Genomic DNA, 21,325 nt, shown 5'->3' on the forward strand with positions numbered 1-21,325 from the left:
TGAATTTGCATAGTTATTTATTTTATCTGATAAAAACAGATAGCCAGATAGGAATAACTAAGCTATATTTATAATATCATTATAATGTATGCGTATTCGAAACGGAGCTTCGGTAACAATAAAAACAGGAGGAGAAAAAATGAATGGATTAATGAGTTGGATGGAGAAGTATATTTTGCCAGTTGCAACGAAAATCGGGTCGGAGAAACACTTGGTTGCATTGAGGGATGCTTTTATTGGTACAATGCCAGCTACGATGGCAGGAGCAATTGCTGTTTTACTGAACGCATTTATGCGGGATTTTCCGAATACGTATCTAGGTGAAGGGAATGCAATCACGACATTTTTTACCCCAGTCATTGGCGTAAATGGATTGATCTGGAATGGTACTTTAGCTATTATGGCAGTGGTCTTTGCCTTATCACTAGGAGCGAATCTAGCGAAAGCCTATGAGGTCGATCCTGTCTCAGGAAGTATTGTTTCTCTGGTTGCTTTTATTATTGGCTTACCCGATGCAGCAACAGCGGTGTTGACATTGCCCGAGAAGCTTTCGCAAGACGCAGCAGATTTGATTACTTCTGCAGGTGGTGTGATTGCTGGAACGCCAGACGGAGGACAAACATTATCAGTAGGCGCATGGGGCTATTTTAATTTTGGTAAATATATGGGTGGGTCTGGTTTGTTCACTGCTATGATCTTTGGATTTATTTCTGTCATTATTTTTGCGATTTTGATTAAGAAAAAGATCATCATACGGATGCCGGATTCTGTGCCACCTGCTGTAGCAAGAGCTTTTGCGGCGATTATTCCTGCATTAGTTTCTTTATACGTCGTTGGTGTGATTAATTATATCTTTAGACAAACAGCTGGCGAGCCGCTGATTGACTGGATTTCTGAAGCCATCCAATCTCCTTTGATGAACTTGTCACAAGGTTACGGAGCGGTCTTTATCATTGTTCTTCTTGTGCATGTTCTTTGGTTTTTTGGTCTTCACGGCACAAATATCATGTCGCCCGTTTTGCAGACCTTATATGGTACCGCGATGGTCGAAAACACGAATGCCTTTCAAAATAATGAGCCCATCCCTTTCAAATGGGTGGCAGGTTCTTTTGAAGCTTTTGTCTGGCCGGGGGGAGCTGGAGTCACGCTGGTGTTGATCGTTATGATTTTATTTTTATCTAAACGGGCAGATTATAAAACGGTAGGAAAGTTGGGGCTTGCACCAGGAATCTTCAATATCAATGAACCAGTGATGTTTGGTCTTCCAGTTGTGTTGAATCCGCTGTTGATGATTCCGTTCATCTTGGCACCTCTTGCGACTGCAACGATCGCCTATTTTGCCACGATGGCTGGGCTTGTTCGTCCGGTTGTAGTAAATGTGATTTGGGTCATGCCAACGATCATTAGTGGATTTTTAGCTACTGCGGGAGATTGGCGAGCCATCGTTTTAACAATCATTAATTTAATAGTAGCTGCTTTGATCTGGGCGCCATTTATTTTAGCAGCAAACCGCTTAGATCCAAATTTAGGTGAACCAGAGGAATAGAACTTTTCTATTGCAAAACAAACTCCTTGATATGAGACGCGTTTCATACACTATACTCAAAGTATCAAAAGGAGGGCTTGCAATGAATACCTATGTAGAGATAACAGATGGCACAACGAACAATTATTTTTATGCGTTTGTCGAGTTTAAAGAATCCATATTAACGTTGTACAGTTTTCAAGGACTGAATAAGAATATAGTAAAAGAAATACCGATGAATGAAATCGAAACGTTGACAAAAGATATATATTGGGGTGGACAGCGGATTAGTTTTTCTCATGATGGAAAAATGTATCAGTTTTTTGAATGCGGTCCAGCTGTGGTAGACTATTTACAAGAAAATCTTTTTGTATAGGTGGCGAAGCAGCAGTGGCAAATATTCGAGATATCGCAAAGCTCACAGGTTATTCAGTTTCTACTATTTCACGTGTAATCAATGGACATCCATATGTAGATGAGGAAAAAAGGAAAGAAATACTTGCGGTCATGAAAGAAGTCGATTATATCCCTAATGCAAAAGCCAGACAGTTGAGTTATGGAAAAACGAAAAGTATCGGAGTAATCTTGCCTTATACCAACCATCCGTACTTTGATCAGCTGATCAGTGGGATCATTGAAGAGGCGTTTGATTATGATTACAAAGTGACGCTTTTACCGACGGGTTATCAGAAAGAAAAAGAGCGAAGCTACCTTGAAGAATTTGCAGCTAAAGCGTTCGATGGTTTGATCATCACATCTCGTGCCAATACACTAGAAGATTTGCTAGATTATCAAAAATATGGTCCTCTAGTTTTTTGTGAAGAAATCAAGGAAAAACAGGCAAGTTGCGTCTTTATTGATCGAGAACAATCGATTACAGAAGGTCTTTCTTATTTGAAGCAGCAAGGGGTAAAACGATTGGGCATCACATTGGGGCGAAGTGGCAGGCTGAGTTATAATTCAAAGATCACTTTGCAACTATGTCGTCGACTTTTTCCATTTTTTGATGAGTCACTTGTTTTTTGGGATTGCATAGATGCAGAGAAAGGAAAACAAGCAGGTATCTTTTTTAAAGATCATAGAGTTGATGGGGTCTTTACAAATTCGGATATGGTCGCAGCAGGCATCTTGCAAAGCTATCTGCAAGATAAGACACCAGTGGTGATTGGACGCGATAATTTGCTGATCAGCGAGCTTCTTGGCTTTCCAACGATCGATCACCATCTGGAAGCTTGCGGAGAAATGGCTTTTCAATTGTTTCTTACAGAAAAAAAGGATAAAGTGAAAATACCTTATACGTTTATTCAGCGCTGAATTTTGGCAAAACACTTGTAAAAAATGAATCAGACACCAAATGTTAGTATAAAAAATCTAACTTTGGTGTCTGATGTTTTGTTGTTCGGTCGTTTTTGTCGGATCATGTAAACTATTATGCCTTTTTTTGGATGATTTCATTTAATGCTTTCGCTGCACCTTGACCACTTCGTTCGTCATAATATGCACTGAATCGTTCATCGGCCTCGTACATCATCCCTAATCCTTTATGCACTTCTGGCTGATATTCAGACCAGCTGTAAGATAACCACTTCTTATGAGCTTGAAAGATGCGATCTGCTAAGTTTTCATCTGCAGAGGCTTGTAAATAAAGAGTGAGATCAGCTAACATCTGCTTTTCAACAGTTTGCATTTCTTCATACGTTTCTTTATCCATATTCATCCATTTTTCGTTGGATGCTGTAACCTTTTCTTCCCCGTATTTTTGTCGAATCTCTTGTCCATAAGTTTCTTCATTTTCTTTCAATTTTTGTTGTTTGAACCCTTCAAATTTTTCTTTATCACTCATTTTTCTTCCTCCTTCGTACCTATCAAGTGTTTGTTGGACAGTTGCCAAGAGGATGTCGATTTGTGCCCGTTTTTCTAGAAGCATCTGCTGATGTTCGATTAAAGCTTTCTGGTGGTCAAAATACGGATTATCTAAGATTTCTTGAATATCCTCCAACTTGAATGCCAACGTTCGATAAAATAAGATATGTTGCAGACGATCGACTTCTTTTTTGCCATAAATCCGATAACCTGAGGAATTGATCCTAGCTGGCTTTAGCAGTCCAATCTCATCATAAAAGCGCAAGGTTCTCGGACTGACTCCCGATATCTCTGACATTTTCTTTATTGTGTATTCCATTATTTTTCCTCCTGACAAATGTAAGCATAATCCTTTACGTAACGAGAAGGTCAAGAAAAAAGTGTATTTTTTTCTCATAAAATTATGTTATACTATTAAGTGATAAAAGGTAAATCCTTTTGTTTTTTAAGGTTCAATTGTAACCGATTCCTTCATGTTGGGGACGACGGGGAATATATATGGGATTGAATCTAAATCGACTATATAGAAAAGAGGAATGAGATGAAGCTAATCGAAACACCTGTGAATAGTAATTTAAATATTAAGACATTTTATCCTAAAGTAGTAGAATTCTTTTTTGGGAATACGGCCATTAATTATTACAAATTATTTTCGTTAGATCGGACACAGTTGCTGCTAGTGGACACATATGACAAAAAGCAAGTTGTGATGATCAATACGAAGAAAAAAATCACAAGGCAAGAAATCGACTATGCGATTCATCACGTTTTAAAAATGACACGGGAAGATGTCAAAGTCCATATAGGAGTGAAACAGGAGCTGGAACGTGCCGGAATACAATTCAAACGTCCAAATAAAGATATTGTAGTTGTCGAACAAAAGAATCCGATGGATTGATGTCCTAACGACTAAACAGTATGCTAAACCGCTCCATATTTATGATGTATACAGCAAAAAGAGGTTGTGAAAAAGCTGTTCTGCATCACGTAATAAGAACAGCCAAACGAAAATAGTTCGTCATATTTTTTGTTTGGTTGGGCTTATTACCGCAGATGCAAGCTTTTGAACACCGTTTAAGGAAGAGGTTGTGAAATCAGCGTTTTGACCTGAGTATTAGAGAAACAAACGGAAAAATAGTTCCTCATATTTTGCCGTTTGTTGAGCTAATACCGAAGGTCAGCTGATGGAACACCGTTTAAGGAAGAGGTTGTGAAAAAGTCGCTTAGTTTCGAGTATTAAGAAAAATTTTGTGAAAATGGCTTTCCACATTTTTGCATAAATTTGGCTTAATACCGAGAAACTGGCTTTTGAACACCGTTTACCAAGAGGTCGTGAGCCTGCCGTTCAGCTCCGAGTCACAAGAAACAATTTCAAAAAACAGCTTCTTATGTTTTATGGATATTGTGACTTGTGACCGAGGAGTTGGCAGGAGAACACCGTTTATTCGGAAAAAAGGGAATGTGACAGACTTTTGTCGCAGCCCTTTTTTGCGATTCAATTATACGAACAGTTGTGGTTTAATTGACGGCAGCTTTTTTCTTTCAGGTCTTTTTAAAAGCAAGTGAAACTTCTTATTTTCATGAGCTTTTTTCAATTCAAGGTACAACTTGACATAATCTGTCTTTCCTTCCAAAAAATTCACTACATAATAACTTGTATCCGTTTCTTTGGGCATAAGATGTACAGAAGAGACGATCAGAAAATCAATGGGTTGTATTTCTTCATAGGATAATTCCTTCAGTTCGATAAAGGACAAGTCTTTTAAAAAATTCTTGATATCTTGGGTAAAAAAATAATTTGTTTCCATCACTAAAGAAACTTGTAACTTAGTTGAATTTTCATTGTCCTCGCAACATTGCAAAGTCAGCCATGCAAATATTTCAGCTAAATCGTTACAGCAAATAGAAAGCCATTGATAATTATGTCGCCGCCCCATCTTATTCAAGAAAAAGGTAAAATGCTCTTTTAAATAGTAATAACTTGAAGACTTCTTTTTATGAAAGTAATTCATTAGAAAGAAGAGTGTCGGTACACGCTTTGGAAAAAGATAATAACAAAAAAGAATATTAAATAAATGGAGGTGAACAATTTGATTGTGTTGAAAAACACGGTCATCAGGAAAAATCTCAGTTTGCCAATAATTGTCAAGTTCTTTCAATAAGGAAGAAAGCAGCTGTCCTTTTTTGTCGAATATGTCTAAAGCTTCATTAAGAGTAGGCTTCTCATATTGAAAGGTCGGTGCATAAAACACCATAAATTGTGCAAAACGAAATTCACTATCTTGATGAGAGGCGGGAATAGAAAAATGTTCACCAAAAAGGCATTTTATTCGATGATCATTACTAAAAACTGCTTCGCTATAGCGAGGGTCATCCTCTACATAGTGACCTTGTGCAATTCGCTGAGTGGTAATCCCAGCAAAAAGACAAACTTCTTTTTTTCCTACGAAACTCCAATTTAAAGATGTATGCTTAGTAAGTTCAGCCAATTTTTTTAATAACTCAGATTTTGAGACGTAAAAAGCATAATCTTCATTTCCGCGAGAAGCTGCCCAAAGAATATTGAATAATATCAAGCGAATCAAGCGTTCGTCTCCTTTGAAAGATAATTGGCTGCGATTAAAAATGACATCGAATTCCTGTACATAATCGGCTAATGACTGCAGATGCCGCATAGCAGAAGCACGACTAATGAAATTTTCTTGGCAGAATTCCATCAGATTTTTCTCTGGATAGAAAAGAGAAGATTTAATCGCGCGATAAGGGAGGCTCTGCTGGATAAGATAGGAATAATAATAATCATAGTTTAAATCAATTGGCAGATTCTGATTGATCTTGTTTTTTGACAATAATTTGAATCCAGAAAAGCAAAAGTCATCAAATTCATTCTCCATTTCATTCAATATATTTTTTACGACACTAGAAGATAAATCAAGTTTTTTACTGATTTCTTTGATAGTTAATTCATGTTGCTCCTCCAATAGATGAAAAATTGCTAACTTGCGGCGTTCTTTCTGGGTAAACACAATATTGAAAAACATAGGACCTCCTTTTTGATTGCTTATTTCTTTAAATAATTAAAAATACAAATATTTTATAAACTATTATTCAACTCCAGATCATTTCTAGATACCTCTTCATTTTTCTTTATATCCGCTTAAATTATATTTTTCTCATTTTTTTAGTTTTATTCCCATTTTATTGTCTCAAATTTGATCGATAAATACAATTTATTTGAGAAAACACTTCCATTTTTTATGAGTTAATGTTTTTTATTAAGTTGGTTGCTACCTTTTATTATGGATTTAATGGCTGTTTACGGTATTTTTTTGTTATTATATTTTTTAACAACCTCTTTCTAATCTATTTGCAATCTTATTTTAATTAAGTTAAATTTTAGTTGTCGGATAAAAGATGAGAACGACTATATCGGAGCTTTTTGAAAAAATCTCACTAATATTCAAGAAGGGGAAGAGAGGAAATGAAAAAAACGAAAACTGTCTCACATTATGGCAGTGTAGTTTTTATGGTTGCTGTCCTATTTTTATCGCAACTTACGGGACTGTCGCAAATCGCTTTTGCCAAGACTGAGTCTGAAAAAGTAGTAGCTGATGAACATGCGAATATTGTGATCGATTACGAAATGGATGAGGAACTGAAGCAGATACAATGGAGTATGACATATGAGAAGCATGCAAAAGATGAAGCTGAATATCAAATGCAATTTAAGCTGGAAATAGTTGAACACGAAGGATTATTACTGAGAGAAAGCATTCAGGAAATCGAACGAACCTTTGGAAAAGTAGGACCAGTTGATGAGGAATGGTACTACGCAGGTGATTTTTCTTCAGAGAATGAGAGAATTGCAATCGTTTTTAAAACCCTCATAGTAGAAGAATACAATCAATACCATCTAAAAATTACGCCAAGACTAATGAAACAAACAGGAGATGAATTAGAAGAGATATTCATCGGTGACCAGACAGAGTACGTAGTCGCAGTCGATTTATCGGAAAATACTGCCGTACCTGAAATAAATGGGGAGCCTACTGAGATTTCTGATAAGCCAGAAGCATCAAGAGAAGAACCAGTGGAAGAAGCTCAAACAGAAGCGGAAGAAGTTGAAAACTATGCCGCTCCCAGTATATTAGATCCCAATTTGAATGGTGCTTTTGCAGATGCTATTCCTTTAAATCACTTGTTTGCAAGACCAAGTCATATTTTCACACTTGCACCTAATGTCGCAACATTAGATTAAGACTACCGATTAAGTTATATGACGCCTTCAAATTTGAGTTCATTGCTATATAACAGAGGGCATATGGTTTCAACAAGTTCTAATAGGATTGATTTTACGAACATGTCTACGGATATCGGATTTACAAGTTATCTCTATTTTGATGAAGATACAGAGGGAATCACGTTCTTTCTTCATGATGGGAATCCTACTAATTTGTTTTTCAGCAGACGGGGTATCTACAATATGTATGATCCTACAGCAGGGCATTCACCTAAGTCATTAGGAGCGTATTATCACCCAGACCTTTTGACAGGTATAGCTCCTATTGATAAGTATATAGCGAATGGAATGATTCTTGAATTCGATAATAAAATTTCTACTGGCCCTCTTCTAAATATCAATGCATTAGGAGATCGAGAATTCTCTGGTGCCCATATTGCAGCAGCGTCTTCAGGTAATCCGACTACTAAATCTTTTAAAAAAGACTTTGGCATAAACAGTGAATTTTCGACTAACAGCTGGTGGAAATTGGATATCAACATTACCCCAGCAGGGATGCTTACCTTTACAATGGAGGATCTGCGCCAAACAGGAGGATATGGCATAACAGAAGGCACCATCAATATCAATGACTATTTTACCAATCTTCCATCGAAGAAACTATACTGGGGATTCACTGCGACTGCTGAATTTTCTCTTCTTAGTCCTCGTGCAGATGCAGCAATCTTTTTAACCAATCCACGATTTGAGGTCCAAGGGGAATTGGTGCATGAAATTACAACGCAAGAGCAAGGCGTGACGGTGAATGTGAATGGCAAAAAAATCCCTATCAATACAGAATTGGAACACGCAGTTACATTTTACAACGAAGAAGGCGATGGTAGTATCTTCCTTAATCCTAGTGAAGATAATGGCATCACTATCTTGACTTCTGATGAAGAAGAAAGCAAATCCAATCCTTTTGAGTTTACTGAATTAATCTTATCAGAAGATGGCTATCAACCATATTTTACGTATCAAGAACTAGATAGTAACGGTGAAAATGCTACAAGAATAGATGTAAATGCTTTTTATGATTCATCCACCCAGCGCTTTTATCCAGAGGAAGCTATCGAGATTCCTATAGGAACAGAAGTGACGTTGCATTACAAAACAAAAGTAAAATCAGAGTTTCAAGGGCTTGAATATCATAACGTCTATGAGCGGGTAGAGTTTATTGGGAGAACAGGCACTACAACCGGTGAGTATTATCATGCTCAAGTCGAACATGCAGTTGAATACGAGATTCAGCGTGAACCTAACCACCCACCAGAAATTGACAACTTACGAACGACAAATGCAGTGTTTGGCGAAAAAGATACATTTATTGATTTTCAAGATCCGTTCCACTTTACATTTGATTATCTTGATCCAGACTTAGATCGTTTGTATTACAGTGTATGGATCAATGATGAGTTATTGATTGAAAATCAGATAATCACAGATGCAGAAGAAGAATTCAAAATGCATCAATCAAGAGGGTTCAAAATCGATCTAAAAGATTCAGATGGTGTTTTCAAACTAGGAGAAAATACAATCAAGCTCACCCTTACTGATAATCGGCCTATCAATGATGAGATCACTTATCTAGAGCTAAATGGAACCTTCACTGTTGAAGGATTTATCGGATTTGAATTCGTGACAGAAGAATACAGCTGGAAGTATGCTCGATCACAATTGCCAATGAACAGAAAAGCACAAGCTCGTGAAGAAGGGATGCGTGTTGTTACTAGAAACACGTTGAATACATCGGATTCATATAGAGTGACCGTATCCGCTGAAGAACTAAATCATCTGGATATGCAACATGCGATTAGTGAAGAGTATCTTGTGTTCAAAAATGAATGGGGTGAAATCGCACTTTCTGCTTTAACGCTTGAGATTGACAAAAAGTATGAATTTTCGGAGGAAGAAGGGCTATTGCTGCGGCTAAACAATCAAGATGAGTTAGGTGTATATTCTGGAACGATCACGTGGAAAATTGAAGATGTGTTATAGCAAGAAGCTAGCTTTGAAAGGGGGGATCGTATGGCTGGCTAGATACTAGAAAAAAAGTGGAAAGGAGAAAACAATGAAATCAAAAATCCGATACTGGATAATTTCTGTTCTTCTTCTACTCCTGTTCTCGTTATCGATGCCAGTGGTGAATGCTGCTACCCAAGCTGGTGAAACGCATGCAGTCATAGAAATCAATGAACGGGAGATAGGAAAGCAGACTGAAATGGGAGAAGAAAAACAGAAAAGCAGTTTTCCAGAGGCAAGTGAAGCAAAGGCAGGATTAATTTCATTTGCTGGGACGCTGTTGATTATCGGCGTTATTTTAGTCTATCGTCATCAAATACGTGGAGGCGAAAAACATGAAAAATAGATTTTCGCTAGCGTTATGGAGTGCATTATTCATAGGAATGTTTAGCTGTTCTTCTGCTGTTCACGGACAGACCGAGGGCACGACTTCTCTGAAAATCATTCCTTTGAATGAAGAATTTCCACGGATGCTATACATTGATGATTTACTGTTCGTATCGCGCTATACAGATGAACACAATCAAATCCATCGAGAGAGCAACGATTTATCGATTACCTTTCTTGATTCTCGAAAAGAGAGCACAGAATGGCAACTACAACTGAAAACAGAAGACTTCCGTTGTAAAAAAGATGGCCATCTTTTGACTGCCGATTATCAATTAGGCAGAGGCATGTTCAGCGGAAAGAACGAAGAAGCTGTCGAAGGATTGGAAGCTTTCGAATATGATCACCAAGATGCAGGAAAAGAGTATCGTACGATCATCCAGTCAACAGGAAACAAAGAACGTGGAATCGTTACATATACGATTCCTGGCGAGCAGTCAACACTCTCTTTTCCTGAGGGGACATCTAGTGGTCATTACTACTCGAAACATTATTGGCGATTTGTGAATGCAGAATTTTGATGAGAAAAAAGGAGGACAAAAAATGAAAAAATTAGTAGGGGTTTTAAGTACAAGTGCGATGTTATTTACATGTTTTGCACCAACAGTCATGGCAGCAGAATTTGGTGAACCGATAGATGGAACGACTAGAGTGGAGATCACTGACTTTTTAGTAGTGGATGATCTTCCAACTTACCCAGGAATTTTTACACTAGATTCTGTTCCTGATATCGATTTTGGTGAACATACGGTTGCGCAAATCAGCGCAAATACAACTGTCAATGGTACTTTTGATGGCGCATTGCAAGCTTCCGATTTTCGTCCGCTAGAAGCCAGCAAAACAGAAGCTTTAGAATTGATCAGCGAATACACTGGTGTTGAAGATACAACAGAGCTGACAGCAGCTTGGGAGAATGCTGTAGTTGCGAGAGATTGGGTATTGACAGTCAGTGCAACAAACTTAACAGATGATATTGCTTCTGCTCTTACGATCAATGGAGAAAATGTATTAGAATCTGCAACAACTCTTCCGATATCTTATGTTTCCGGTACATTTGATCATATAAGTGAGCTCACATCAGAAGCGCCAACACTAACAGTCAAAGCGAATACATCGGTTGGAGAGTATACTGGGACAGTTACTTACACAGCAGTTGATTCGATCTAACAGCAGTATTTCAAGTAAAATAATTTGTTTTACTTGTAAACAACCGCAAAGGGATGGAGCGGATAAGCTAACTCCATCCTTTTTACATAAAATGGAGGGATGAAAAGTGAGACGACATTTAGTATTGGTTTTGATAACTTTGTTAATACAGCTAGTTTTTCCTGGAATCGTCGTTTTTGCTGATGAAAATCATGGAGCAGACTATAGCGTCCATCCTATTTTACCGGACAATCAGCGAGAAGGACGTTCATTCTTTGATTTACGAGTAGAACCTGGAACAAAACAGACACTACAGATCCAGATCAATAATTTTTCTGATCAGGAGCAAACGTACTTTATCAATGTCAATACAGCTCAGACAAACGGAAACATAGTGATTGACTACGGACAAAATGAATTACCAGAGGAATCAATCGTTCAGCAACCCATCTGCGCATTGGTCGATTATCCAAAAGAAGCAGTGATCCCAGGGAATAAAGCAGGAGTCGTTACTTTAGAAGTGCAAGCACCTGATACTTCCTTTGATGGAATCTTATTAGGCGGGATCCAAGTGAAAAAAGATTTTTCAGCCGAAAAAGAAGAAAGTAATCAGCCTTTTTTTAGCGAATACGCTTATGTGGTTGGGTTGATGATGAGCGCAAATGACAAGGAAGTTGTGCCGGATCTGAAGTTGAATGAGGTACGTTCCGAAGTGATCACCAATAATGCTGGTGTGGTTGCTGTGCTAGAAAATCCTCAACCAATCAATATCAAGGGAGTGAATGTTGAAGCAACTGTTCACTCAAAAGGACAGGAAGAACCGATAATGACACGAAAAATCGAAAATGGTGGTATTGCTCCTGAATCAGTTTTTGCTATGCCTATTTATCATGGGGAAGCTGGAAATACGAAACCTTTAGAATCGGGGGATTATCAACTTTTAGTCGAAGCGCAAGATGAGACAGGGCAAAAGTGGTTGCTGACAAAAGACTTTACGATTACGAAAGAACAAGCAAGATCAGTCAATCATGAGGTTTTTACTGTAGAAAATAATACAAATTCTTTGTTGTATATCATTATTGGAGCCCTAGCAGCGGTTCTTTTAGTCGGTGGTTTCTATGTATATCGCAGAGGAAAGAAATTCCGCAGAAGGTGATTCATATCGAATATTAAGTGAAATCTGTTTTATAAGAAGTAGTAAAAATAAGAGTAGGGGCTGTGACAAAAGTCTTGTTGCAGCCCTTTTTTCAGAAAATAATGAAGATTTCTTTTCCTATTAATTTTTTTTGTTATAATGGGTAGGAAATGAAAACTTGCCAAGAGGAGTAATACAAGATGAATAATACTTACCCAGACGACAGTTTGACGCTGCATACGGATCTATATCAAATCAATATGATGCAGACATACTGGGAATTAGGTCGAGCTGATTTACATGCTGTTTTTGAATGTTATTTTCGAGAAATGCCTTTTAACCACGGGTACGCGGTTTTTGCAGGATTGGAACGGTTAGTCAATTATTTAGAGAATCTGACGTTTAGTGATTCTGATATTGCTTACTTACGTGGCTTAGAAGTCTATCCTGAAGGGTTTTTGGAGTATTTACAAAATTTTGAATTTAAAGCAACGGTTCGTTCTGCTCGTGAAGGTGAATTAGTTTTTGCAAATGAACCATTGATCCAAGTGGAAGGTCCTTTGGCACATTGTCAATTAGTAGAAACAGCACTGTTGAATATGGTCAATTTCCAAACGTTGATCGCGACAAAAGCAGCTCGAATCAAATCTGTGATCGGAGAAGATCCGCTCTTGGAATTTGGGACTAGACGAGCACAAGAATTGGATGCGGCAGTCTGGGGAACTAGAGCGGCATATATCGGCGGAGCAGATGCTACAAGCAATGTACGTGCTGGAAAGATATTTGGGATACCAGCTAGCGGGACTCATGCGCATTCGTTAGTCCAATCTTATGGAAATGATTATGAAGCATTTATGGCGTACGCTAAAACCCATAAAGACTGTGTGTTCTTAGTCGATACTTATGATACGTTGAAATCAGGTGTGCCAAGTGCAATCCGCGTAGCAAAAGAATTAGGTGATAAAATCAACTTCCAAGGCGTACGTATCGACAGTGGAGATATGGCCTATATATCTAAGCGTGTTCGGGAACAATTAGATGCAGCTGGATTTACGGAAGCAAAAATCTATGCTTCAAATGACTTAGATGAAGCAACGATTTTGAATTTAAAGATGCAAAAAGCTAAAATTGATGTATGGGGTGTCGGAACAAAACTGATCACCGCTTATGATCAGCCAGCCCTTGGTGCAGTATTCAAACTAGTATCAATTGAAGATAGCGAAGGAAATATGGTGGATACGATCAAGTTATCAAGCAATGCGGAAAAAGTGACAACTCCAGGAAAAAAACAAGTATGGCGTATTACTCGAAACTCTGATGGGAAATCTGAAGGAGACTATGTCACATTATGGGATGAAGATCCTCGAGAAGAAGAAGCTATCTTTATGTTTCATCCAGTGCATACGTTTATCAATAAAACTGTTCGGGATTTTACCGCTCGCCCCGTTTTACAAGATATCTTTATCGAAGGAAAAAGAGTATACGAACTACCCGTGCTAAACGAAATCAAAGAATATACAAAAGAAAATCTAGATTCACTGTGGGAAGAGTACAAACGAGACTTGAATCCGCAAAAATATCCGGTCGATCTATCTACTGAATGCTGGAACCATAAAATGGCTACGATGGAACGAATGAAAAAAAGCGTAGCAGAACTTCATACAGAAGCATAGGAGGAGAATAAATGAGCCTGCAAACAGAAATCATCCATGAATTAGGTGTCAAACCAACAATTGATCCAACAGAAGAAATTCGTAAAAGTATTGATTTTATGAAAACTTATTTGAAAAAATATCCGTTTCTTAAAACCTTCGTATTAGGTATTAGCGGTGGTCAAGATTCTACTTTAGCCGGTCGTTTGGCGCAACTAACGATGGAAGAAATGCGTGAAGAAACGAAAGATGAAAGCTATCAATTTATCGCTGTTCGTCTTCCTTATGGTGAACAAGCAGATGAAGAAGATGCAAAAGCTGCCCTTGACTTTATCCAGCCTGATGTCAGTCTGCGAGTAAATATCAAACCTGCTGTTGATGCACAAGTACAAGTATTAAGTGAAGCAGGTGTGGAAATCAGCGATTTTAACAAAGGAAATATCAAAGCACGACAACGAATGATTACACAATATGCCGTAGCCGGAGAAAGAGCAGGAGCTGTATTAGGGACAGATCATGCTGCAGAAAACATCACTGGTTTTTTCACGAAATTTGGTGATGGAGGAGCCGATATCTTACCATTGTTCCGTTTGAACAAACGGCAAGGGAAACAATTGCTTCAAGCATTGAATGCACCGGAAAAGCTATACACAAAAATTCCGACTGCAGATCTTGAAGATGGAAAACCAATGATTGCGGATGAAGTCGCACTAGGTGTTACGTATAACGAAATCGATGATTATCTAGAAGGAAAAGAAGTTCCCGCTCAAGCACAAGAAAAAATCGAAGCGTGGTGGAATAAGACGCAGCATAAACGTCATTTACCAATTTCTGTTTTGGATGATTTTTGGAAATAACAATAAAATAAAAAAACAGCCAATCCCTTCATAGGGATTGGCTGTTTTTTCTTTATAAAATAGAAAAGAAAACTATCAGCTGTAGTAAACTTTTAATTTGATATCCTGGTCGTAATTACCGAATCCTTTACCAAATAAAGTACAGCCACCTACATGTTCGGCATCTTCTTTTACTTCGATTCGCAAATGCCAAGTGTCTTGATCTTTAGGAATGTCGTTGATCGTGATGTCTGACAAAGGTTCCCCATTCATATTTGTCAAATGTTTGGTGATTCGGATCGTCTTCAGCAAGCCGTATTGATTAAGATTATCTGGATACCAATCAGGCGTATATTTCCCACGGATATCAGCAAAATCTCCAGGACTCGTCCATGTTCCTAGCTCTACGCCATTTAGGCTGAAAGTGATATCGGAAGGCCAATTGTCATTTGAAAAAGGAAATTCAGAAGAAATTTCCACAGAAACTTCCAACATTTCTAATGTATCCTCTGCATTCAAAAAATTAGGTGACTGATACTCGACAAACCCGCTGGTGAACCAGAGGATACGAGCATCCATCCTTCGAGGATCCACAAAATAGCGTGGTTCATCCACTTTTCCGATAAAGTCATGGATCGTCGCTAAACCACATGTCGGTTCAATTGCATAATTCGTATAGTGACCAATAGGTATCGATGTTTCTTTCGTGTCAAAAGCATTGAATATTTTTTCTGGGAAACTGATATCTATTTTATCGACACGAAGGCTCGAAATTTTTTGTTGTCCTATTTTCTCTGTTTTGATGATGTTCGCTTCTTCTAACTTTTTCACGTGCATCGTCGTGATCGCGCTGCTTACTCCAAGTTCTTTTGCCAAATCTTTGACATTCATCTTCTTTTTGGAAAGCAGCTGAATGATCCTGATTCTTGTCTTGCTAGCTAATGCTTCATATACCGGTAAGGATTCCTCGTTTATTTGTAGTTGCATATATATCACCGCTTAAAAGGTTTTTCTTCTATATTAACATATTTATTAATGAAAGCTATATTGAATTATTTGATTTAATCGTAATTAATATTTACATTAATTATAATGGATAAAAATAAATAGATTTAACATTTTTATTATTGACAACGCTTTCAACAAGGTGTATTATTCATGTATAAATTAAAGGAGGTCAGTTATGGAAGCCACAATGTTGATTAGTAGTGTCAAGCGTGTAGGCAAAGTTGATCCGCGGTTGTATAGTTCATTTATTGAACATATGGGACGAGCAGTATATGAAGGGATTTATCAGCCAGATCATCCATCAGCTAATGAAAGTGGATTTCGCCAAGACGTCATTCACTTAGTAAAAGAATTGAACATTCCCATGATTAGATATCCTGGTGGAAATTTTGTGTCAGGATTTCGTTGGGAAGACAGTATTGGTCCCATAGCAAGTAGACCCAAAAGGTTGGATTTAGCTTGGCGGACAATTGAAACGAATGAAGTTGGGATTCATGAATTTTATAACTGGTGTCAGCATGTAGGGGCCGAAATCAATATGGCTGTCAATCTGGGTACTCGTGGGGTAGATGCAGCTCGCAATTTAGTCGAATATTGTAATTTTCCTAAAGGAACTTATTGGAGTGATTTAAGGTGTTCGAATGGTCAAGAGAGCCCTTTTGGAATTAAGACATGGTGTTTAGGGAATGAAATGGACGGTCCTTGGCAGATTGGTCATAAAACAGCAGAAGAATATGGACGGTTAGCAGCGGAAACGGCTAAGGCGATGAAACTCGTAGATGATTCAATTGAGGTGGTTTTATGCGGAAGTTCTAATCGGCAAATGCCTACATTTGGTGATTGGGAGTTAACAGTCCTTGATCAAGCATATGATCAAATAGATTATTTGTCTCTTCATCAATATTATGGCAACCAAAAAAATGATCTTTCTCATTATCTTGCACGTTCCTTGGACATGGATCGGTTCATTTCTGAAGTGACAGCGATGTGCGATACAATCAAGGCGAAGAAACATAGTAAGAAGCAGATCAACCTGTCCTTTGATGAATGGAATATTTGGTATCATTCAGCGGAACAAGATGAGCAAGCAGCGCCTTGGCAGATTGCTCCTCCTTTACTAGAAGATAACTATAATTTTGAAGATGCATTACTATTAGGCTGTCTATTAATCACTTTATTGAAACATGCAGACAGAGTAAAGATAGCTTGTCTTGCTCAATTGGTAAATGTTATTGCACCAATCAGGACAGAAACAAACGGAGAAGCTTGGAGACAGACGATTTATTATCCATTTATGCAAGCTGCTATGTATGGACAAGGAGAGGTGTTAAGCCCACAAATTCATTCAGCAAACTATGCGACGGAAGATTTTGAAGAAGTGCCGTATTTAGAAAGTGTAGCAGTAATAAATGACAAAGAACTTGTCATATTTGCAGTTAACCGTGGAGAAGAAGAAATGAATCTAACTGTTCGCTTGTCTGAATTATCAGTAGCAGGAGTGATTGATTTTTCTGAAATGAGTGGGTTTGATACGAAAGCAACCAATCTTCCTAAAAGTGAACAAGTAAAACCAAGCCATTCAACGAATGTAAAAGCTGAAGATGGGAAAATCAATTGTTTGTTGAAACCGCTATCTTGGAATGTAGTCAGATGTCATTTATCAGATGAAGGAGGAACAAAGAATGAAAGGTAAAAAATGGTTAATTGGCTCTTTATTGGTAGTTGCAACAGGTATTTTAGGTGCTTGCGGTGGCGGAAGTTCAACAGAATCTGATTCTGATAAAGAAGTGACTTTGACTTTTTGGAATGGGTTTACTGCATCTGATGGGGAAATATTGCAAGAAATCGTTAATGAATTTAATAAAACAAATGATAAAAACATCAAAATTGAAATGGATATCATGACTTGGGCCAATTTGAATGAAAAACTTCCTACAGCGATTTCTTCTAAAAAGGCACCTGACTTTATTGCATTAAATTATCCAGATTTTGCACAGTATGTAGAAAACGGAGCGGTACAACCATTAGACGATTTCTGGGAATATGATGGAGTAGATAAATCTGATTTTAAAGAAACGGCTGTTGAATTAGGTCAAGTAGAAGGTAAACAGTATTTTGTCCCCATGCAGGTACAAGGAATGTATATGTATTGGAATAATGATTTGTTTAAACAAGCTGGTTTAGACACTGAACAACCACCTACTACTTGGGAAGAATTGACAGAAATGGCACCACAATTAACTGATAGTAGTAAAAATGTATCAGGTTTTGTCTTCAATAAGGATGGAACTGCACCATTATATAACTGGATGTTAGCAAATGGCGGTAAATTAGTGAACGATGATTATACTAAGTCTGAATTTGCCTCTCCTGAGAACCTTAAAACGTTAAAAGCAATCCAAAAAATGATTCATATAGACAAGACTGGCCCAGAATCGATTTCTGGCGCCGAAATGGACAATTTAATGAATGCTGGTCAACTAGCCATTGAAATCAATGGGCCATGGTTAAATAACGGATTGAAAGCAAACGAGATTGATTATAATGTGACTACCTTACCACAAGGGAGTGACTTGGACAAAAAAACAGCTATTTTAGATGGCGTAGGATATGCCATTCCGGCAAGTACAGATAATAATAAAAAAGAAGCTATCTATGAGTTTTTGAAATATTGGAATACAACTGAAATTGGTAAAAAATGGAGTATCGAAAATGGGTTTCCTGCCTACTTGGATTCAGTAGCAAAAGATGAAGAAGTCAAAAATGATCCTATTGTTTCTGAATTATCGAAACAAATGGACTATGCAGAGCCATATTTACCAGGTTTTACCCAAATCTCTGCGATTAATAACGATATCATCAACCCATTGATTGAAAAATTATTAGCGGGAGAAGACCCTGAGACACTCATGAACGATGCAGATGATGCCATCAATCAATTATTGCAAAAATAGTACAGACCTTTATATAGGATAGACTGTTAACAAGATACAGATATCTGAATGATCGATGTAGTGTTTACAGATAGGTGTTATTGCAGAAATCACAGCGATCGTTCGGATATCTTATTCAGATTCGATTAAACCAAGCTCGTATATTTTATCAAAATGAAAGATGAGGTGGACTATATGAACGGATTTACCAAATATTGGAATCGCCCTGAACGTGCTGCGTATTTGTTTTTGACTCCATCTTTTTTAGTTTTATTATTATTTACTGTCATACCGCTTTTAGGAACATTTGCTATTAGTTTTACAGATTTGAATATTTTCTTTACATCAAGAAATTTTGTAAGTTTTGAAAATTTCACACGTATATTTAGTGATGAACGAGCAGTTAATTCGTTGATTCATTCTTTATATTTTACCGTACTTGAAACGCCAACACAAATTATCGTTGGTTTATTAGCAGCAGTAGCATTATCTAAAAATACCAGATTCAATCGGTTTTGTCGTTCAACGTTTTACATTCCAGTTATTTGTTCATTGACGTCAATTGCGATTATTTTTTCTATGTTACTTGATCCGAATGTAGGGGCGATTCCTTACTTGTTTTCACAAGTCGGCTTGCCGATTCCTCAATTTTTTCGCGATCCAACTCTTGCCATGCCAACTGTAGCCATCATGACTGTTTGGAAGAATTTTGGTGTTACTATGACGATTCTCTTGACTGCTATTCAGGGAATCTCTCCCTCTTTGTATGAATCTGCTCAAATGGATGGTGCAACAAATCGGCAGCAGTTTTTTAACATCACACTACCTCAGATCGTTCCCTCCTTAGGTTTTTGTGTTTTAACGAATCTGATTGGTTTGATGCAAGTGTTTGACCAAGTATATGTTGCAACCGCTGGTGGCCCACAATTTAAGACAGAAACAGCTGTTCAATATATTTACAGTCGAGGATTTACAGCACCTTATGAATTGGGTTATGCATCAGCATTGTCTTCGGTTTTGTTTATCATTGTTGCAACTATAGCTATCTCCACTAATGTGTACATGTCACGGAAAGAAAAACAAATGAAATAGGAGGGAAACCTGTATGGCACCAGAAAGCTCGATTACAGTTACTGTGAATAAGAGGAAAGCAGTTAGTGGTAAAAAAATCATTCGAACGATTAGTATGCTAATTATATTGTTTGTTATTGCTTTTCCTTTTTTGTGGCTGATTATTTCTTCTTTTAAACACGAAAAAGACATTATCTCATTTCCGCCTAGAATATTTGCAGACAGCTATACCCTAGATAACTATATTAAGGTTTGGACAACGATCCCTTTATTAGATTACATCAAAAATACAGTAATTTTTGCTGGAGGGACAGTGATTACTTCTGTATTCTTTGATTCTCTTGCGGGGTACGCATTTGCTCGTATGCGTTTCAAAGGGAAATCAGTTTTGTTCTATTTCGTTTTACTGACAATGATGATCCCATTCCAAGTCTTCATGATTCCTCTATTTATTGAAGTCAATTTGCTTGGCATGCTTGATACTTATGCAGGTTTAATCATTCCTCGTATGACAACTGCATTTGGTATCTTCATGATGCGCTCCTTTTTTATCACTTTACCAGATTCTTTGGAAGAGGCAGCACGCATTGATGGACTAAGTGAGTTTAATATTTTTTTGAAAATCATGTTGCCATTGAGCAAACCTACTCTTTTATCATTAGGGATTTTCACGCTGATGAATAGTTGGAATGACCTGCTTTATCCATTGATATTGACAAGTAGTTCAAAAATGAGAACTTTACCAGCAGGGCTAGCTTTATTTACGGGGCAGAACATTTCTTTCTATGGACCTGTAATGGCTGGAACTGTTATTTCAATGTTGCCATTACTAGTGGTTTATATTTTTGCACAGAAATATTTTGTTCAAGGAACAGCTATGTCTGGAATGAAAGAGTGAGGAAGATGAAAATAGTTGAGACAAAATTTTATGGACAGTTGATTGTGGTTTCTGATCACATCTTATTAGGAATTCTCTGGGTAATCGTGTGTTTGCCGGTTATTACTATCGTGCCTGCTACATGTGCTGTTTTTTATGTAATGGCGCAATGGAAAGGTAAGGGATCAGGACACATCATTTATTTTTTCTTTCAAGGAATAAAGCAACATTTTGGTAAGAACTTGTTCCTTAGTATGTTAACGACCGTTATTTATTTTCTTGTTAATCAATTATTAGAAGAACAGACAATCGGACTTTCAATTAGTGGATATGTAGTTGCACTTATTTATTCCATGTTTCTTTTATCCTGGGTATATGTGATTTCTGAAAATAAAGATACTTCGTTTCTACAAATTTTTGAACAAAGTACATGGAAAGTATTTTTTGATTTTTTGAGAAATATTCTTTGTTGCGCTTTGTTATTAGGTTTTGTACTACTCATATTTCTTTTTCCTCCGTTTATTTTTATCTTTGCTGGTGGCGTATGGAAACTTGTATCTATTATCTTGACTATAGGAAATGAAAGGTAGG

Annotated in this window: 20 protein-coding genes; 17 read left to right on the top strand and 3 right to left on the bottom strand. The window is 37.4% G+C overall.

Features of this window, described 5'->3' with window-relative positions; genetic code table 11:
* Nucleotides 1–139 precede the first annotated feature (139 nt).
* The 3 genes from HMPREF2961_RS03260 to HMPREF2961_RS03270 all read left to right on the top strand — a co-directional run bounded on the left by HMPREF2961_RS03260 (nucleotide 140) and on the right by HMPREF2961_RS03270 (nucleotide 2,839).
* On the top strand, nucleotides 140–1,546 hold the full coding sequence (locus HMPREF2961_RS03260; protein WP_002315700.1) for a PTS sugar transporter subunit IIC: 1,407 nt from the start codon (nucleotides 140–142) through the stop codon (nucleotides 1,544–1,546).
* An 82-nt stretch (nucleotides 1,547–1,628) separates the two neighbouring features.
* The gene (locus HMPREF2961_RS03265; protein WP_002315701.1) at nucleotides 1,629–1,901 is read left to right on the top strand and encodes a hypothetical protein; all 273 of its coding nucleotides are present in this window, start codon (nucleotides 1,629–1,631) and stop codon (nucleotides 1,899–1,901) included.
* Between the two features lie 14 nt (nucleotides 1,902–1,915).
* A complete protein-coding gene (locus tag HMPREF2961_RS03270; protein WP_002293627.1) occupies nucleotides 1,916–2,839 on the top strand; it encodes a LacI family DNA-binding transcriptional regulator in 924 nt (307 codons plus the stop codon).
* A gap of 115 nt (nucleotides 2,840–2,954) precedes the next feature.
* On the opposite strand, the gene HMPREF2961_RS03275 is transcribed toward HMPREF2961_RS03270, so the two are convergent.
* Nucleotides 2,955–3,707 carry a MerR family transcriptional regulator gene (locus HMPREF2961_RS03275; protein WP_002315703.1) on the bottom strand — a complete coding sequence of 251 codons (753 nt, stop codon included), beginning with the start codon at nucleotides 3,705–3,707 and terminating at the stop codon, nucleotides 2,955–2,957.
* A gap of 222 nt (nucleotides 3,708–3,929) precedes the next feature.
* On the opposite strand from HMPREF2961_RS03275, the gene HMPREF2961_RS03280 reads away from it, so the two are divergent.
* Complete coding sequence (locus HMPREF2961_RS03280; protein ID WP_002293629.1) at nucleotides 3,930–4,286, top strand: DUF1827 family protein; 357 nt, start codon at nucleotides 3,930–3,932, stop codon at nucleotides 4,284–4,286.
* Between the two features lie 601 nt (nucleotides 4,287–4,887).
* Here HMPREF2961_RS03280 and HMPREF2961_RS03285 read toward each other — a convergent pair.
* Entirely contained in the window at nucleotides 4,888–6,429 is a 1,542-nt protein-coding gene (locus HMPREF2961_RS03285) for a helix-turn-helix domain-containing protein (RefSeq protein WP_070703947.1), read from the bottom strand.
* 440 nt (nucleotides 6,430–6,869) lie between these two features.
* Here HMPREF2961_RS03285 and HMPREF2961_RS15635 point away from each other — a divergent pair, with 440 nt between their 5' ends.
* The 8 genes from HMPREF2961_RS15635 (at nucleotide 6,870) to nadE (ending at nucleotide 14,866) form a co-directional block, all read left to right on the top strand.
* Complete coding sequence (locus tag HMPREF2961_RS15635; protein WP_256277966.1) at nucleotides 6,870–7,646, top strand: hypothetical protein; 777 nt, start codon at nucleotides 6,870–6,872, stop codon at nucleotides 7,644–7,646.
* Between the two features lie 63 nt (nucleotides 7,647–7,709).
* Complete coding sequence (locus tag HMPREF2961_RS03290) at nucleotides 7,710–9,665, top strand: L-type lectin family protein (protein WP_256277967.1); 1,956 nt, start codon at nucleotides 7,710–7,712, stop codon at nucleotides 9,663–9,665.
* 73 nt (nucleotides 9,666–9,738) lie between these two features.
* The gene (locus HMPREF2961_RS03295) at nucleotides 9,739–10,035 is read left to right on the top strand and encodes a hypothetical protein (RefSeq protein WP_002315707.1); all 297 of its coding nucleotides are present in this window, start codon (nucleotides 9,739–9,741) and stop codon (nucleotides 10,033–10,035) included.
* A complete protein-coding gene (locus HMPREF2961_RS03300) occupies nucleotides 10,025–10,597 on the top strand; it encodes a hypothetical protein (protein ID WP_025477312.1) in 573 nt (190 codons plus the stop codon). The genes HMPREF2961_RS03295 and HMPREF2961_RS03300 overlap by 11 nt, the downstream gene beginning before the upstream one ends.
* A 22-nt stretch (nucleotides 10,598–10,619) precedes the next feature.
* The gene (locus HMPREF2961_RS03305) at nucleotides 10,620–11,243 is read left to right on the top strand and encodes a WxL domain-containing protein (protein WP_025477313.1); all 624 of its coding nucleotides are present in this window, start codon (nucleotides 10,620–10,622) and stop codon (nucleotides 11,241–11,243) included.
* 106 nt (nucleotides 11,244–11,349) lie between these two features.
* Nucleotides 11,350–12,378, top strand: coding sequence for a WxLIP family cell surface protein (locus HMPREF2961_RS03310; protein WP_070703949.1), 1,029 nt, complete (start codon nucleotides 11,350–11,352; stop codon nucleotides 12,376–12,378).
* A gap of 179 nt (nucleotides 12,379–12,557) precedes the next feature.
* The gene (locus tag HMPREF2961_RS03315) at nucleotides 12,558–14,030 is read left to right on the top strand and encodes a nicotinate phosphoribosyltransferase (RefSeq protein WP_002291453.1); all 1,473 of its coding nucleotides are present in this window, start codon (nucleotides 12,558–12,560) and stop codon (nucleotides 14,028–14,030) included.
* 11 nt (nucleotides 14,031–14,041) lie between these two features.
* A complete protein-coding gene (nadE, locus tag HMPREF2961_RS03320) occupies nucleotides 14,042–14,866 on the top strand; it encodes an ammonia-dependent NAD(+) synthetase (RefSeq protein ID WP_002315712.1) in 825 nt (274 codons plus the stop codon).
* A 75-nt stretch (nucleotides 14,867–14,941) separates the two neighbouring features.
* On the opposite strand, the gene HMPREF2961_RS03325 is transcribed toward nadE, so the two are convergent.
* Nucleotides 14,942–15,832, bottom strand: a complete 891-nt coding sequence (locus HMPREF2961_RS03325; RefSeq protein ID WP_002310057.1) for an ArsR/SmtB family transcription factor — start codon at nucleotides 15,830–15,832, stop codon at nucleotides 14,942–14,944.
* Nucleotides 15,833–16,028: 196 nt separating this feature from the next.
* Between HMPREF2961_RS03325 and HMPREF2961_RS03330 the strand changes: the two genes are divergently transcribed.
* From HMPREF2961_RS03330 to HMPREF2961_RS03350, 5 genes are all read left to right on the top strand, one after another.
* Nucleotides 16,029–17,546 (top strand): arabinosylfuranosidase ArfA, encoded by a 1,518-nt coding sequence (locus HMPREF2961_RS03330; RefSeq protein WP_070703951.1) that lies wholly within the window; start codon nucleotides 16,029–16,031, stop codon nucleotides 17,544–17,546.
* Nucleotides 17,518–18,807, top strand: a complete 1,290-nt coding sequence (locus HMPREF2961_RS03335; RefSeq protein ID WP_002315714.1) for an ABC transporter substrate-binding protein — start codon at nucleotides 17,518–17,520, stop codon at nucleotides 18,805–18,807. Before HMPREF2961_RS03330 ends, HMPREF2961_RS03335 begins: the two co-directional genes overlap by 29 nt.
* A gap of 174 nt (nucleotides 18,808–18,981) precedes the next feature.
* Entirely contained in the window at nucleotides 18,982–19,878 is an 897-nt protein-coding gene (locus HMPREF2961_RS03340) for a carbohydrate ABC transporter permease (protein WP_070703953.1), read from the top strand.
* A 13-nt stretch (nucleotides 19,879–19,891) separates the two neighbouring features.
* The gene (locus HMPREF2961_RS03345; protein WP_002310062.1) at nucleotides 19,892–20,755 is read left to right on the top strand and encodes a carbohydrate ABC transporter permease; all 864 of its coding nucleotides are present in this window, start codon (nucleotides 19,892–19,894) and stop codon (nucleotides 20,753–20,755) included.
* A 5-nt stretch (nucleotides 20,756–20,760) separates the two neighbouring features.
* Nucleotides 20,761–21,324, top strand: coding sequence for a DUF624 domain-containing protein (locus tag HMPREF2961_RS03350; RefSeq protein ID WP_025477314.1), 564 nt, complete (start codon nucleotides 20,761–20,763; stop codon nucleotides 21,322–21,324).
* Nucleotide 21,325 lies beyond the last annotated feature (1 nt).

Source organism: Enterococcus sp. HMSC076E04 (assembly GCF_001814285.1).
Classification (GTDB): Bacteria; Bacillota; Bacilli; order Lactobacillales; family Enterococcaceae; genus Enterococcus_B; species Enterococcus_B lactis.